Annotated in this window: 17 protein-coding genes; 4 read left to right on the top strand and 13 right to left on the bottom strand. The window is 38.8% G+C overall.

Annotated features, from left to right (window positions below; all coding sequences use genetic code 11):
- Positions 1 to 50 precede the first annotated feature (50 nt).
- Positions 51 to 1,505 (bottom strand): caspase family protein, encoded by a 1,455-nt coding sequence (locus tag OCV39_RS06095; protein WP_261889279.1) that lies wholly within the window; start codon positions 1,503 to 1,505, stop codon positions 51 to 53.
- 760 nt (positions 1,506 to 2,265) lie between these two features.
- The gene (locus OCV39_RS06090) at positions 2,266 to 2,691 is read right to left on the bottom strand and encodes a GNAT family N-acetyltransferase (RefSeq protein ID WP_261889278.1); all 426 of its coding nucleotides are present in this window, start codon (positions 2,689 to 2,691) and stop codon (positions 2,266 to 2,268) included.
- Positions 2,692 to 2,922: 231 nt separating this feature from the next.
- Here OCV39_RS06090 and OCV39_RS06085 point away from each other — a divergent pair, with 231 nt between their 5' ends.
- Positions 2,923 to 3,519 (top strand): hypothetical protein, encoded by a 597-nt coding sequence (locus tag OCV39_RS06085; RefSeq protein ID WP_261889277.1) that lies wholly within the window; start codon positions 2,923 to 2,925, stop codon positions 3,517 to 3,519.
- 222 nt (positions 3,520 to 3,741) lie between these two features.
- The gene (locus tag OCV39_RS06080; protein ID WP_261889276.1) at positions 3,742 to 4,143 is read left to right on the top strand and encodes a YkgJ family cysteine cluster protein; all 402 of its coding nucleotides are present in this window, start codon (positions 3,742 to 3,744) and stop codon (positions 4,141 to 4,143) included.
- Positions 4,144 to 4,281: 138 nt separating this feature from the next.
- On the opposite strand, the gene OCV39_RS06070 is transcribed toward OCV39_RS06080, so the two are convergent.
- The 11 genes from OCV39_RS06070 to OCV39_RS06020 all read right to left on the bottom strand — a co-directional run bounded on the left by OCV39_RS06070 (position 4,282) and on the right by OCV39_RS06020 (position 12,068).
- Complete coding sequence (locus OCV39_RS06070) at positions 4,282 to 4,719, bottom strand: GNAT family N-acetyltransferase (protein WP_261889275.1); 438 nt, start codon at positions 4,717 to 4,719, stop codon at positions 4,282 to 4,284.
- Positions 4,720 to 4,824: 105 nt separating this feature from the next.
- Positions 4,825 to 5,271: a GNAT family N-acetyltransferase gene (locus OCV39_RS06065; protein WP_261889274.1), complete on the bottom strand. Its 447-nt coding sequence runs from the start codon at positions 5,269 to 5,271 to the stop codon at positions 4,825 to 4,827.
- Between the two features lie 722 nt (positions 5,272 to 5,993).
- Positions 5,994 to 6,473, bottom strand: coding sequence for a DM13 domain-containing protein (locus OCV39_RS06060; protein WP_261889273.1), 480 nt, complete (start codon positions 6,471 to 6,473; stop codon positions 5,994 to 5,996).
- Between the two features lie 237 nt (positions 6,474 to 6,710).
- Complete coding sequence (locus OCV39_RS06055; protein WP_261889272.1) at positions 6,711 to 7,367, bottom strand: hypothetical protein; 657 nt, start codon at positions 7,365 to 7,367, stop codon at positions 6,711 to 6,713.
- Positions 7,368 to 7,517: 150 nt separating this feature from the next.
- Positions 7,518 to 8,021, bottom strand: a complete 504-nt coding sequence (def, locus tag OCV39_RS06050; RefSeq protein WP_261889271.1) for a peptide deformylase — start codon at positions 8,019 to 8,021, stop codon at positions 7,518 to 7,520.
- A gap of 146 nt (positions 8,022 to 8,167) precedes the next feature.
- Entirely contained in the window at positions 8,168 to 8,671 is a 504-nt protein-coding gene (locus tag OCV39_RS06045) for a hypothetical protein (protein ID WP_261889270.1), read from the bottom strand.
- Positions 8,672 to 8,805: 134 nt separating this feature from the next.
- The gene (locus OCV39_RS06040; RefSeq protein ID WP_012550279.1) at positions 8,806 to 9,120 is read right to left on the bottom strand and encodes a helix-turn-helix domain-containing protein; all 315 of its coding nucleotides are present in this window, start codon (positions 9,118 to 9,120) and stop codon (positions 8,806 to 8,808) included.
- Positions 9,107 to 9,439 (bottom strand): type II toxin-antitoxin system RelE/ParE family toxin, encoded by a 333-nt coding sequence (locus tag OCV39_RS06035; protein WP_023603298.1) that lies wholly within the window; start codon positions 9,437 to 9,439, stop codon positions 9,107 to 9,109. Before OCV39_RS06035 ends, OCV39_RS06040 begins: the two co-directional genes overlap by 14 nt.
- Positions 9,440 to 9,644: 205 nt before the next feature.
- Positions 9,645 to 10,538 (bottom strand): hypothetical protein, encoded by an 894-nt coding sequence (locus OCV39_RS06030; RefSeq protein WP_261889269.1) that lies wholly within the window; start codon positions 10,536 to 10,538, stop codon positions 9,645 to 9,647.
- 149 nt (positions 10,539 to 10,687) lie between these two features.
- Entirely contained in the window at positions 10,688 to 11,134 is a 447-nt protein-coding gene (locus tag OCV39_RS06025; protein WP_171757633.1) for a hypothetical protein, read from the bottom strand.
- Positions 11,135 to 11,270: 136 nt separating this feature from the next.
- Positions 11,271 to 12,068, bottom strand: a complete 798-nt coding sequence (locus OCV39_RS06020; protein ID WP_261889268.1) for a hypothetical protein — start codon at positions 12,066 to 12,068, stop codon at positions 11,271 to 11,273.
- Positions 12,069 to 12,762: 694 nt separating this feature from the next.
- Here OCV39_RS06020 and OCV39_RS06015 point away from each other — a divergent pair.
- Together OCV39_RS06015 and OCV39_RS06010 are read left to right on the top strand one after the other, a co-directional pair.
- Positions 12,763 to 13,035, top strand: coding sequence for a type II toxin-antitoxin system TacA family antitoxin (locus tag OCV39_RS06015; protein WP_261889267.1), 273 nt, complete (start codon positions 12,763 to 12,765; stop codon positions 13,033 to 13,035).
- Positions 13,032 to 13,529, top strand: coding sequence for a GNAT family N-acetyltransferase (locus OCV39_RS06010; RefSeq protein ID WP_261889266.1), 498 nt, complete (start codon positions 13,032 to 13,034; stop codon positions 13,527 to 13,529). The genes OCV39_RS06015 and OCV39_RS06010 overlap by 4 nt, the downstream gene beginning before the upstream one ends.
- Positions 13,530 to 14,548: the final 1,019 nt, after the last annotated feature.

The following is a 14,548-nucleotide window of genomic DNA, read 5'->3' as shown; positions in this document are numbered from 1 at the left end:
ACTGAAAATGCCATGCGTTGGGAATCTGTCTTAAACGCTTTGTTAAGCTTCTACTTTTCAGTGCCTTCTTCTTCTTTTTTGATGTCGAAAGTCTTATTCAGTGGTTCAAGTAAAAACTCACTAAAATCCGAGACTAACTGTTCTGAAAGCTCTGCGCTTGTTAACGATTTAAGGGCTACAAATTTTGTAGACCATTTTAACTTTTGCTTTAGAGTACGCTTATTCCAACCGCTTTCATCATAAGCTGCATATGAAAAAAACACACGAAGATCTGTTTTAGATAGCAAAGGAACAATAAATGCTACCCCAGCATTTATATTGGGATATTTAGGTTCAGCTTTTAATTCAATTAGCTTTACTGGTTGATCTACCGTAATTCTGTACCCAGACACCTCTAGATCAGAATAATTTACAGTTTTGTAATGATTATCATCACTTTCATCTGTAAAAAGGCTCGCTGTAGCAAATAGAGATTTTTTAGGAACCCTCTTCGTACGCTCAACACGACTATATACTGGACGCGCAAAGTACGAGTTATCTGTATTTACTAGCCAATTACCAATGGAGGCTGAATTATCTGCGACTTCATCACTAGTTTGAATACTGTATTCATATAATTCTTCAGAGTCACCTGAAAAATTTTTCGATTCTAAAGATGCTATAAATGAATTAAATAAATTATAAGCTTCTTGTTCATCACAATACCTTTCAGCATCCAATTTGATTACATCAATTAAGCTAGAGAATTGTTGCTTTGATTCTTCTTGTTCACCAGAAACGATGAGCGCAGATAGTTTTTCACGTAAGGTTTTTGTTATCGTACAAAAATGCTCCGTAAAATCTGCTTGAACTACAAAAAAAGGGGTTTGCTCAGCATCTGATGCAAAAGAATCAGAAACCTGATCGATGATATCTTTATATCGAATAGTATCAGCGGTATGATTTTTAACCGCTTCAATTATACTTTTTGTAAAAAAGCTTAGAGCTTCATCTTGGTATGAGTACTGCTCTAGCTGAGAGGAGAACATAAAATAACATTTTTCAAACTTACCTTTCGATTCATTTAAGTACTTATCAAAAGAGTCTGAGTCCTTGATGTATGCTTTGCCAGAATGGCATGCATCAACTATCTTTACAGTTACTTTAGCATTGAGAGCTTTTAAGAGATTATCCAGCTCTTCATTCTCTAACGAAGTTTGTTTTCTTCGGTTTGTATCAAAATCACTTAGTAAAAAGTAAAACTCATTTCCTGTAAAGTCACCGTGACCAGAGTAGTAAAATACAACCTCGTCAATCGCCTCTTTACCCTTGTGTTTATTTATAAATTCAATCAACTGTGCTTTTACATTCGCACTTGTTGTATTGGTAGATAGCTCTAAAACATCTGCGTATTTAGAGTCTTGTTTCAGAATTGATGTGACAGCAACTGCATCCGCCGCACAGCCTGGAAGATCATTATCTTTACTGCCATAATCACTTACAGCAAGAACTATACCTAAGTTCATAATCGTTTCTCAAAATAAAGAAATTATAACAACAGAATGGCAATCCGTAAATTAAATGTAGACAATAGAAGCTTAACGCCGCATTAAGGGGTGAACAACGCCTCCACCCCACCTAAAGCATTGTACCGTAAACACTAAATTTGAAGTAGATGCAAAAATGCCAAGCGTTGAGAATCCCTCTTAAATGCTTTGTTATATTGCCCGCACGGCAGAGCTAAGTTTAGCACCAAGGTGCTGAATTAATTACAAATCTACTGGCTTTGAACTCTAAAGTAAAACGGATAGTTCGAAACTCAATCATAGACAATAAAGCACACTTGGCTAAGAAGCGAAATGAGCTGAAATTGGAAAAATTTGAGTAGCCTGAGTGACAAAGAATTCGAGCAATAAACCTGACGGCAAAGTGCGCTGAAGCCACAAATTCCAATGAAGCTCCCACGAAAAAGAAGCCGCGCAAAATGAACTTGAGCCAGCGAAACTTACTAACGAGGAGACTTGCGTGACGTTGCAGCTAATTTGCCGACGCACTTTCTACGTGCGATGGTCATTTTGATGGCAACTTTCACGAAACGAACAGGTGTGTAGCTTGAACGCAGAACAAAGATAAACGAATAATTTAACCCTTTGAATCTTATGCAATATAACGCCCAATTAAGGTGCGACAACGCTATAACACCCAAGCTAAACCATTGCGCCGTAAACACAAAATTCAAATCAAAGTGAACTCGCCAAGCGTTAGGAGTCACTCTTAAATTGTTTGTTAGGTTTGTGCCTCAAAGCTCATTAGATAATAGCCTTCTTTCCCTTTGCCCGCTGTTTCTAGAATTGTGAAGCCTTGAGAAAGGTAAAACTTGGTAGCATTTGTATTTTGAACCAAACACTTGAGACTTAAGCGATTACTTAGAGATTTAGCATGATTTAGTAATTTTAAACCAACACCTTGCTTAAGGTTTTTAGGGCTTACAAACAGATGATGTATGAAGTTTTCAGGCTTCCAGATTGAGATAAAACCGATAACGGTATCCTGCTCTACAGCTACCCAAATTTCTTCTCCATCAGTGTCTTTCACAAAATCAGTTAAACAATATATTGCTGTGTCCATGAAAGTGAAAGTGGCAACTCTAGATTCAAAGTAAAGTTGCGCTGTTGCTTCGTAATGATGAGACTGAAACCTGATTATTTCCATGAACTTACCTATAAACCTAACGCCGCATTAAGGTGTGAACAACGCGATCACGAGACTTAACCTTACTACCGTAAACACCGCACTCAAAGATAAAATGAAAAAATGCCAAGAGTTGAGAATCAGCCTTAAATGCTTTGTTATGTTTTGCTCAAAATTGAGACAACCTTAGCCACCAAAAGCTACTAGTTTTATTGAAACAACTGGAATATTAAACGACTTTTCGAGGTTATTATGACATTTACTAAATCTACATTATTCCCCTCCCTATTAGTAGTTACACTAGCTGGCTGTAGCTCAGCACCGCAATTTAATATCTCGGAAGATTCGTCAAAGTCATTTTCAGTAACAGAAATAACTGATGATAAACTTTCTACGGAGCAACTAAGTGAAGTAAATCAACAATTAATCGAGGATAAACTGTCCGAAGTGTTAGCTTTTTGCTTACCTAGGCTTTCCGGATACGAAGCTAAGTCAGAGAAACAAGCTAGGCAAGCTTACTGGCTTTCGATGTCTGGACTAGTAGCTGGTTCAATTGCTGTTCCAGCACTCGCAGCTGCCTCTGCGACTTCAAATGCAGCATGGATTGCTGGTCTTGGAGGATGGGCTGGTGCCACGAACTTTGCAAGCCAAACCTTACAAGAGTCCGGATTGAGTGGAGGAACTATTGCCTCAACTCGTAACAACATAGTAAATAAAGTAACAAATCAAATAGAGATTGCTGCTGATGGAAACCAAACTTTTGAAATCCGAAGAAATGCTTTGATGAAAGCTAGAGCAGCCTGCATCATGTATGAGATAGCTATACCTACGATCGCGGCAGGTGAGTAGTTTGTAAAGAACATAACGCCGCGTTAAGTGGTGAACAGCGCTACCACTGCACTCAAGACATTATGCCATAAACACTGATGCATATCTTTAAACTGAAGCCGCCAAGCGTTGTGAATCCGTCTTAAACGCTTTGTTATATGCAAACTCCCATCCCAAATGCAGAGCCAATTTCACTATTGATGATAGACTCAATCAATAACCTCCTAATTCAAAGTAAACACCATGAAAGACTGCAACCAATGTGGGAAATGCTGCATCAAATATGGCGATGGTGATTTAGCAGCCACGCAGGAAGAAATAGACCTGTGGGAGCTGTTTAATCCAGATATCTTTGAATATGTGAAAGATGGGAAAATCTGGTTTAATCCAGAAACCAGAGAACAATTAAACCATTGTCCATTTTTGGAGTTAGTGCCGAAGTCAAAGCCAGAAGAGAAAGATAAATATACATGCAGTATTTACTTCGACCGACCAGAAGATTGTCGCCACTACCCTAGCCTTATCAACGAAATGGTTCGAGACGAATGTGAAATGATAGAAATTACTGACTTAGAAAACCCTAAGAAAGCTCAGAAAGAACTCGATAAGCTGATGAGTTCAAGCCGACCTTCGAGCTATTCCTAGGTTGATTTAGGCAATTGCATATAACGCCCTGTTAAGGGGTGAGCAACGCAATACCGAAGCCGCCGCATACCACCTTAAACACTAAAACCAACGCATAGTGAAAATGCCACGCGTTGCGAATCCCTCTTAAACAGTTTGTTAGGCTTGTAGCTCCAACAACTGCTCAGCCCCAGAGCTTTTCACGACTTCAAAGCCCAACTTCAAATACAGTTGCTTAGCTGGATTCGTTTCAATCACGCTTAACCCAACCTTAGATTTCGTTGTTTCCGCTTTAGCAATTAGGCCAAGAATTAGCTTACTGCCTATTTTCAAACCTTGAAACTCAGGAGAGAGCTGAATTTGAACCAAATACCAATAGTTAAGTTCTTCGGTGTATGTGGCTTTGAACAACCCAATAGGCTTACCATCCATTTCAACGATTTGCGCATGAGGAAACTCAAAGCGTATTCGCTTTTCATATTCTTCGGTACTCGTTGGCATACCTGCTTCTTCTAGATACTGCCTCATCGTTTTATCACGTAATGACAGCAAGAAAGGAATATCTGTCTCGCCCGCCCGTCTAAGGGAAATATCCATGTTTCCTCCAAAAGCCTAACGCCGCATTAAGGTGTGAGCGGCGCTTGCCTATACTTTGAGCGAAGCGAAAACGGCAAGCGTTGCGAATCACTCTTAAATGCTTTGTTATACGCGTGGTTGAGTCCTGAGTGGGATACTCATTACGCTATGGTTTGGCTCACTTTCAATATCAACCGCCGACCAACCTAGTGACTGGTACAACGGGGCTACATTTGTATAAGCATACAGATTGCTTTGAAGGGTTTCTGATACTTGATTAACACCTCGGTTAATCAACTCGCTAGCGATGCCCTGACCACGCCATTCTGGTGAAACAAAGACAGCATTAAACCAAATAACATCTGAACTTCCGTGTGGCTCTTTAAAACGAGAATAAGCTAGCCCACCGATAACTTCGTTGTATCTCAAAGCGACCAAAACAGGAGGAAGATTAACTTCAGGTTTGTAGGTATCACAAAACAAGAAATCAGACCATTCACTTTGAAATAGATTCTCTAGATCTGTCCAATATTGGCTATTTTCATCACAACTTCTGAATACTACTTTGTTCATATTGGACTATTTCCTTAAAAGCGTATAACGCCGCGTTAAGTAGTGAGCAACGCCTACCACCTAACCTAAACCATTACACCGTAAACACCAAAACTGACTTGAACTGAAAATGCCGAGCGTTGGGAATCTGTCTTAAACGCTTTGTTAGTTTGCTTACATGATGCAGCCAAAGTTTAGTGCCAAGGCACTGAATTAGTTACAAAACTACTGGCTTTGAACACTAATGTAAAATTGAAAACTACGGAACTCAAGCCCAACCAACAAAACGAGTTTGGCTAAGAAGCGACATGCAATAAACAACCACAGTTTCAAGCCCTTTAACTGACAAAGGATTCATTCGACAAACCTGACAACCAAGTGCGACAAAGCCATTCGTTAGCGAGTTAGCCGCCAAGAAAAAGAAGCAGCGCGAGGCGTGCTAAGCGACCAAAATTACTGATGTGGAGAAATGAATAACGTTTGACCCAAAGAGCTAAAAAACACCCTACACGCGATGAGATTTGGTTGCACAACTTTAGAAAAACGAGCAGGTGTAAAGCACAGAAACCAGACAAAGCTCTTCGATTAAAAACGCTTTTCTACTATTGCAAACTAACGCCCAATTAAGGTGCGACAACGCTATAACACCCAAGCTAAACCATTGCACCGTAAACACAAATTTCAAATCGAAGTGATACTGCCACGCGTTGGGAGTCACTCTTAAATTGTTTGTTAGGAGTGGCTCATTTTTGGTATTTCGCTGACGTGATAAACTCACCAAATGTCTCACACCATACAATAACCGTATTATATTTAGAGACATCGATACCTTTCGGTATTTTGACCGCAAAGTTTTCGAAAGTCTTAACATTACCAATGCGAACCATACTGTCTTTTAATCGATTAAAATCAGATTCAGTTTCGACAAACTCGGTTGACAGGTAAAGCTTATAATCAGGACCGGGCGCAAGGCTTCCAGTTAATGTTATGTACTCTGGACCAACTGCTACCTGACCTTCACCCCAATGAAAAGTGTCACTATCCTTGAGGTCTTTTTTGAACATCGCGGAAAACTGTGCTTGGGAAGATAATTGAGTGACTTCAGACTCAGTTGGAGATGTTGGTGCAATAAGAATCGGCAGCATATAAATGCCTAAACCAACACCGAATGCCCCCACAGACAAGTGAGTGACTAAAAGTAATATAATTGTCTTTATTTTCATAGCTGTCCCTTCCTTAGTAACAACTTATCTTACCAACAAAACAGATACTTGAAATAACAATTGTGTCTTCATATAAAATGAAGTCTTTTCTCTCTAGCAGCTTTAATCAAATTCAACTTGAGAAAATGCCTCCAGACCACTCCTAACGCCTAATTAAGGTGCGACAACGCTATAACACCCAAGCTAAACCATTGCACCGTAAACACAAATTTCAAATCGGAGTAAAATCGGCAAGCGTTAGGAGTCACTCTTAAATTGTTTGTTAGGTTTTTTTGATGTCTCTTTTTTGGATTCAACATTACTTTTATTCTTAAAGACTTGACTAGAATGAATAAGGTCTCCTGATTCAATACTTTTTTTAAACTTTCGAATATCAAGTTTAAGGGAGCACCAAAGTACAAAATCAACCTTGAATGCTACTTTTAACAAGCTCTTTTCAACAACATGCTGAGCTATAAGTTGCCCGGCTTCATTACCAGATAATAATTTCATGTATATCGCTTCATTTTTGGTGAAATCATCCAGATTTTTACCTTTTAAAAAACGGTATTTACGAATTCTCTGATCTAAATTTACTGCTAAAAGTGGGTACTCTTCAGAAACTAACATCACAGCTTCATCGAGTTCTTTTTCAAACCCTTCAGAATTATTTGCATAATGAGTAAATGCTCGCTGTCGTCCACGTTCCCACTCCTTAATATCAGAGTTTTGGTTTTTGGCAAACTCTTGCGCACTTTTAACTTCAAGCATCTCAAAATTCAGTTTATAAAGCGAAGTAATAGCTTTACGTAATGAGCGTTTTCGCTGACTTCTTGATTTTACAGCACCAGCAAGTTCACTAAGAACCCACCCTACTGCAACACCTAAAATCGGTAACATTTCTTTGAATTCCACGAAACCTCCCTTGCAACCTAACGCCCAATTAAGGGGTGAACAACGACTCCACCCAAACCTAAAGCATTGTGCCATAAACACTAAATTTGAAGTAGAAGCAAAAATACCAAGCGTTGTGAATCCCTCTTAAATTGCTTGTTATGAGCGGGGTTAAGAGTTCGCTTTAACGCACTTTTTAACCTTTTTCATTGCCATTTGACGCTTAAGTGGTGAAAGATAGTCAATAAACAAGTTACCCGACAAATGATCTATCTCGTGCTGCATTACGATTGCTAGAAACTCATCACTTTCGATGGTAATCGGCTTACCTTCGCGATCTAACGCAGACACAATAACTGAAGTAAAACGCTCTACGTCTGCATAGTAATCAGGAACTGATAAACAGCCTTCTTGACCCAATGCTTTATCCGAGCCACTAACCACTTCAGGGTTGACCATAATTAACGGTTCATCTCGACTTTCTGAAAGGTCGATAATTACAACGGCCTCTTTTCGACCAACTTGAGTCGACGCCAAACCAATACCATTGTCAGTCGCATATAACGTTTCCAACATGTCGTCTATTAATGTTTGTACCGTCGAGAGATCTTGCACCTTTTCCGCTTTGACCTTAAGCCTTGGGTCTGGTGCAGTCAGAATTTCTAAAACTGCCATACTTTCCTTCTAATTCTTGGAAGCTCATAACGCCCAATTAAGGGGTGAGCAACGCTACCACCCAACCTAAAGCATTGTACCGTAAACACTAAAATTGAAGTAGAAGCAAAAATGCCAAGCGTTGGGAATCCCTCTTAAATTGTTTGTTATGAGTATTTTCGCGTGAGTTTTTCTGAAATCACAGTAAACCCAGCTAAACGACAAACAAGATGATTTAAAGTCAATTTAAGCTCTTTGATTAGGCAACCATTTGCTCTGTCAGTAAATTCTGAGCTGACACTGCCCAAAGGTAAACTGAATTTCCGGAGTTGTTTATGAGTAAATTCATGATTAAGGTTATGAGCAAGGTTGTTACGTACTTTGTTAAATTCGGTCAAGCTTGATAAAACACCATCATCAACAACACCAAAAGCACCTACAACCTGAATCTTTTGATAATAACTTAAACGACCTTTTTCAATAAGTTTTTTGCCTTTTGGTAATTCTGCAACAATGTATCTTTCGAGCAAATTCTCTGAATATAAGTGAACCTGAAGCATGAATAATATTGGATTTTCAATCTCTCCTATATACGAGTTTACTTCTTCGATTGTTGCTTGATTAATTTTATCAAGTTCACTTTTTGTTGTTTCGTACTTACTGTTTTCCATATTACTCCAGATACTCATAACGCCCAATTAAGGTGTGAAGCACGCTACCCCTACACCCAATTTGAACACCGTAAACACTGAACTAGATTCAAACCAAAAATGCCAAACGTGCTGAATCACTCTTAAATTGTTTGTTATAGCTCAGCGATATGTGACAGGGTTTCTGGATGACGCTGAACCAATTTTAAAAGGGTTACCGCTTGTCCATTTGGTGCGCTACGCCCTTGTTCCCAATTTTCTAATGTACGAGATGATGTATGCAGTAAATGTGCAAACACACCACGAGACATATTAAATTGTTCACGAATACTCACGATTTCATTAGGTGAAATATCTAACTCACTGAAATCGTTAACTTGATGAGTTTTAAGGGTTAACTTACCCTCAGAATGTTCTTTAGCCTCAATAATAGCTGAACTTAACTCTGTAAATAGGTCACGATTGCTCATTACGCCACGCCTCCATAAAAGCCTTTAATTGTTTCTTTTGGTCTGCGGTTAAATCGGACATTTCATTCTTGCCATAAATTGTCAGCAAGTAGAAACGACGTTTTTCATCGAGGAAGTAATAGATAACACGAGAGCCACCACGCTTGCCCTTGCCTTTACTTGCAACTCGAATCTTTCGCAAACCACCTGTACCTTGAATCACATCACCCTGTTTCGGGTTAGACATTAATTCAGCTTGAAAAAGTCTAAACTCTTCATCGCTGAGATACTCATTACGGTACTTTTCAAATATGGTCGATTCGACAAATATACTTTTCATATGCAAAGTATACGCAAGTAACGTACAGATAGCAAAACTGTACGTTGTTAACGTAGTTAATTTTTTGAAAGCGATGCTGACCTGAGCTATAACGCCCAATTAACTTGCGCAGCAACGCAATACAAAGGTTCTGCACTGCGCCATAACCACTAAAACCGATTAGAAGTAAAACTGCCACGCGTTGTAAGTCAGGTTAAATTGTTTGTTAAATGCCTGACTTCTTATAGTGATTGGTGACTTGTTCTAATACACCCAACTGCAAAAGATCATTAACGTCTCTGGCATTATTGCCAAAGATCATATTTAATTTTCTCAACGAATGATACTTTCGATACTTACGGAAAGGATTTTCACAAACTAATGTATAGCTCTCTGAGAAATCCCACGGATTAGTCACTTCAGGCTTAGTCCAGTAATTCTTGTGCCTATAATACAAATCACACAAAATCACCGCATCAACATGATTATATTCGCTATTTGATACAAAACTTGATTGAGTAAATAATCCCTTATTCCCAAACAATGATAGGCAATATTTATTTATGTCTAACCCATCATCACAACAGACAATTAAAACATTGAGCTGATCAATTCTTGAACCATCACTCTTTACTTGTAAGGAACATAAATTATCTTTCAGCTTGTTATCAAAATTTTTATGGGTGTAAACCTTACCCAATTTTTTCAATACATGAGCTAATTCGTCTACCATTGACAGGGAAGATAGGCGCCCAGCGCAACTAATTTTTACCCCATCGGAGCCATCTAATTTATGTTTACAGGTATAGTCTGCACACTTAACTTCGATTAGAACTTCTAAACTATCAATGTAAAATCCACAATCAACATTTTTGGGAGGAGCAATTTCAGGCTCATATCTAAATCCGACGGGAAACATATAAGCTAAAGATGCACAAATTGTTGTTTCACATGCATGCTGCAAATACACAACTTCATTAAACATTTCCCCAGATAATTGTAGCTCTTTTTTAAGTTTTGATATCTGGGTATGGTTCGCAAAAGGAGATAGTACAGCAAAAGATTTATCAAAGTTTTCACGATACTTCCCTGTACTCTCAATATACTGAAACCTCGTCATACTTCGTACTCTCCTTAAGGCATTTAACGCCGCATTAAGGGGTGAAAAACGCCTCCACCCGACCTAAAGTATTGTACCGTAAACACTAAATTTGAAGTAGATGCAAAAATGCCAAGCGTTGAGAATCCCTCTTAAATGCTTTGTTAGCACTATTTTGCGTTTGTCATGACTTGACGTTTTTGAGCACCAAGTACGTTTTCTCTAATGTCGCCTGGTAACTCGATCACTTCAACCTCTATCCCGAATGTAGAAACAGCTTTCGCAACCCAAGACTTACCTTTTGCATATTTCGCAGCTTCTTCACTAGTAAAACATAAAACCTTACGCCAGTTTTCACCAAGGTGTTCCTGAATAAGAAGCAACTTTAAAATGTCACCTTTAACTTTGTGTAATTGAGCTCCTTTTAGCTCACCAACTCGTGCATAGACTTCAACGACGACTTTGTTCTTCACGTCAATAGCATCAGGCTTAACACCTAGATCTATTGGCAACTTATTATCGTCATTGAATATAAAGCCCCGCTTTAAAGCCAAAGCTTGCAATATGTATGCTTCCGCTGTTTGTTGCTCAGATGAATCTGATGCATGTTTCTTCATTGATTACTCCATAGTGCTAACGCCCAATTAAGGTGCGACAACGCTATAACACCTAAGTTAAACCATTGCACCGTAAACACTAAATTCAAATAGGAGTGAAATCGACAAGCGTTAGAAGTCACTCTTAAATTGTTTGTTAGCTTTTTAATTCAAAGGGTTTGACTGAAATTTCAGACCTATTCACTGGAATATCAATTTGATATTTCACTAGTAAATCCCTAACGAGACTTTCAAACCAACTTGAAGCTAAAGGGGATAACCTTATCTCCTCAATAACTTGTTGAACCCCACCATGTAACTGTACAACTTTACCTAATTCGTTATTAACTAGGTCTTTATTAAATTGCTTATGCTCGCTATCAAAATCCTTTAACGGTGGTTCCTGGATAATTATCCTCACTTCCTTTTCATGTGAGAAAGCTAATCTTTTAGTTTTGAAAGGAGAGAGAAAGTAGTTTTCCATGACATAATTTGAGTCATAGTTCTTGTACGCCACAGGCTCTAGCTTTAAAGATTGTGGAAGAGCATCTTCAAGCTTAGAGACACTAGTTTTAACAACTAGGGATTCTGTTATGTTTTTCGAGTACAGTTTCCACATAGCTTCAGACTCATGCTCACTTTGATGCCAGCAGTTAACATATGTATATGTTTTTAGCCATTTAAGTGTACTAAATAATGACCTTTCTAATTCAGCGTCATGATTGTCTGAAAAAACAACCCACTGCCCTTTAAGCTTTAAATATGAAGCTTTAGCACTTTTTCCTTGTAAATTATTTTCTATTTCGCTTTTAAATGACTCATGCGTTGGTTTATTAATTGTCCCTTCGAAAGGGTCGTCGAACATATCAGCTCTAGATAAAAACAAACTATTGCTTTGAATCAAACCAATAAACTTTGCCAAATCTAAATATCGCCAAATTGTACTTTGTTCCAAACTTACTTCTCCCGAAAAAGCTAACGCCCAATTAAGGTGCGACAACGCTATAACACCCAAATTAAACCATTGCACCGTAAACACAAAATTCAAATCGGAGTAAAATCGGCAAGCGTTAGGAGTCACTCTTAAATTGTTTGTTAGAAGCGTTCTTAACCGTTATGTAGAACCTAGAATTTTGGGTTCGAAAGACGTAATTACTTATTCACTAGAACCACATTTGACGCAAGCATCATAAGTTCGCTTGCCTTCGCTGATAACAATGTACTCACCTACACACTTTTCGCACAAAACCAGTTTAGGATAAGCTACTTTGCCTTTTTTAGAGGATGAATCCCCTTCAGTTACATAAATTTTTCTCATTTGAACTTTCACATAATCATCTTAATGCGAACAATTATACTATGATTGAAACGAAATTTAGAACCAATCGAACTAAGATAAATAGTTACTATAATTCAAAGTTTTATCGAAGCTTCTAACGCCCAATTAAGGTGCGACAACGCTATAAAACCCAGACTAAACCATTGCGCCGTAAACACAAATTTCAAACCGGAGTGAAATCGGCAAGCGTTAGGAGTCACTCTTAAATTGTTTGTTAGTTTTGCGTGCCAAAATGACACAATGATTGCTTAACGCTCATTTTAAGACCATAATACATATGTGACATTTTGACACAAAAGGAAATCACATTATGGCGACTACTTTACCCCGCATCACTGCTAGAGTTGATGTCGATACACAACACTTACTGACAAAAGCGGCGGCAATTGCTGGCATGTCTAGTATTAACTCATTTGTTCTAAGTGCTGCTATCGAAAAAGCCAAACAAGTTATTGAACGTGAACAAGCCCTTAAACTTAGCCAAGTTGATGCTATGTTACTTATGGATGCTTTAGACCGTCCTGCAACAATCAACTCAAAATTGAAAACTGCTTCTGAACGTTACGAGAGCAAAACTCAATGATGAACACGGTACTACTAGAAAAAGCAAAACATGATAGAAATCGGTTCAACTGCGGTAGTGAAGCTCTTAATAACTACCTGAAAGTAATGGCGAGTCAGCAAGCAAAGAAAGACAACACCAGAACTTTCGTTTTAGAAGATAACAACGATAGCTCGCATGTCATTGGTTTTTATACACTAACAATGACACCAATCGATTTGAAGGCTTTACCCGACAAGCTACAGAAAAAACACCAATCATCGACTTCTGGTGGTCTAATTGCCCGTTTAGCAGTCGATGAACACTACAAAGGTAAAGGCTTTGGCGAGTGGCTCCTTATTGATGCACTTAGAAAGCTACTAGCAGCCAGTGATAGCGTTGCATTCCCTGTAGTCATTGTTGACGCCAAAGACGGTGCAAAAGACTTCTACGAGCGATATGGATTCCAAGCGTTTCAAGATACAGAAAATAAACTCTTTATTACTATTTCTGATGTAAGAGCGAATTTAGGCTAGTTGACTGCCTGCCTCCTAGCAAACTAACGCCCAATTAAGGTGCGACAACGCTATAACACCCAATCTAAACCATTGCGCCGTAAACACAAATTTCAAACCGGAGTGAACTCGCCAAGCGTTAGGAGTCACTCTTAAATTGTTTGTTATATTGCCCGCACGACAAAGCCAAGTTTAACGACAAGGTGCTGAATTTGCTACAAATCTACTGACTTTGAACTCAGAAGTAAAATGGACAGTTCGAAACTCAATCATAGACAACAAAACGTGCTTGGCTAAGAAACGAAATGAGCTGAAATTGGATTCAATCGATTAGCCTGAATGACAAAGAAGTCGAGCGACAAACCTGACGACAAAGTGCGCTGAAGCCACAACTTTCAATGCAGTCCCCACGAAAGAGAAGCCGCGCAAAATGAACTTGAGCCAGCAAAACTTACTAACGAGGAGACTTGCGTGACGTTGCAGCTAATTAACCGACACACTTTCTACGTGCGATGGTCATTTTGATGGCAACTTTCACGAACCGAACAGGTGTGTAGTTCGAACGCAGAAAAAAGAAAAACGGATAATTTAACTCTTTGAATCTTATGCAATATAACGCCGCATTAAGGGGTGAACAACGCCTCCACCCGACCTAAAGTATTGTACCGTAAACACTAAATTTGAAGTAGATACAAAAATGCCAAGCGTTGAGAATCCCTCTTAAATGCTTTGTTATATTGCCCGCACGACAGAGCCAATTTTAGCGCCAAGGTGCTGAATTGACTACAAATCTACTGGCTTTGAACTCAGATGTAAAACGGATAGTTCGAAACTCAACCATGGACAATAAAACGCACTTGGCTAAGAAGCGAAATGAGATGAAATTAGAGCCATTCGATTAGCCAGAATGACAAAGAATTCGAACAAGAAACCTGACAACAAAGGGAGCTGAAGCCACAACTTTCAATGAAGCCCCCACGAAAAAGAAGCCGCGCAAAATGAACTTGAGCCAGCAAAACTTACTAACGAGGAGACTTGCG

The organism is Vibrio cortegadensis (assembly GCF_024347395.1).
Taxonomy (GTDB): Bacteria; Pseudomonadota; Gammaproteobacteria; order Enterobacterales; family Vibrionaceae; genus Vibrio; species Vibrio cortegadensis.
This window is presented reverse-complemented; position numbering and strand designations above follow the sequence as displayed.

Excerpts from the sequence above, each read along its gene's own strand:
- OCV39_RS06095 (WP_261889279.1), bottom strand. The coding sequence starts at position 1,505 with ATGAACTTAGGTATAGTTCTTGCTGTAAGTGATTATGGCAGTAAAGAT.
- OCV39_RS06090 (WP_261889278.1), bottom strand. The coding sequence starts at position 2,691 with ATGGAAATAATCAGGTTTCAGTCTCATCATTACGAAGCAACAGCGCAA.
- OCV39_RS06085 (WP_261889277.1), top strand. The coding sequence starts at position 2,923 with ATGACATTTACTAAATCTACATTATTCCCCTCCCTATTAGTAGTTACA.
- OCV39_RS06080 (WP_261889276.1), top strand. The coding sequence starts at position 3,742 with ATGAAAGACTGCAACCAATGTGGGAAATGCTGCATCAAATATGGCGAT.
- OCV39_RS06070 (WP_261889275.1), bottom strand. The coding sequence starts at position 4,719 with ATGGATATTTCCCTTAGACGGGCGGGCGAGACAGATATTCCTTTCTTG.
- OCV39_RS06065 (WP_261889274.1), bottom strand. The coding sequence starts at position 5,271 with ATGAACAAAGTAGTATTCAGAAGTTGTGATGAAAATAGCCAATATTGG.
- OCV39_RS06060 (WP_261889273.1), bottom strand. The coding sequence starts at position 6,473 with ATGAAAATAAAGACAATTATATTACTTTTAGTCACTCACTTGTCTGTG.
- def (WP_261889271.1), bottom strand. The coding sequence starts at position 8,021 with ATGGCAGTTTTAGAAATTCTGACTGCACCAGACCCAAGGCTTAAGGTC.
- OCV39_RS06045 (WP_261889270.1), bottom strand. The coding sequence starts at position 8,671 with ATGGAAAACAGTAAGTACGAAACAACAAAAAGTGAACTTGATAAAATT.
- OCV39_RS06040 (WP_012550279.1), bottom strand. The coding sequence starts at position 9,120 with ATGAGCAATCGTGACCTATTTACAGAGTTAAGTTCAGCTATTATTGAG.
- OCV39_RS06035 (WP_023603298.1), bottom strand. The coding sequence starts at position 9,439 with ATGAAAAGTATATTTGTCGAATCGACCATATTTGAAAAGTACCGTAAT.
- OCV39_RS06030 (WP_261889269.1), bottom strand. The coding sequence starts at position 10,538 with ATGACGAGGTTTCAGTATATTGAGAGTACAGGGAAGTATCGTGAAAAC.
- OCV39_RS06025 (WP_171757633.1), bottom strand. The coding sequence starts at position 11,134 with ATGAAGAAACATGCATCAGATTCATCTGAGCAACAAACAGCGGAAGCA.
- OCV39_RS06015 (WP_261889267.1), top strand. The coding sequence starts at position 12,763 with ATGGCGACTACTTTACCCCGCATCACTGCTAGAGTTGATGTCGATACA.
- OCV39_RS06010 (WP_261889266.1), top strand. The coding sequence starts at position 13,032 with ATGATGAACACGGTACTACTAGAAAAAGCAAAACATGATAGAAATCGG.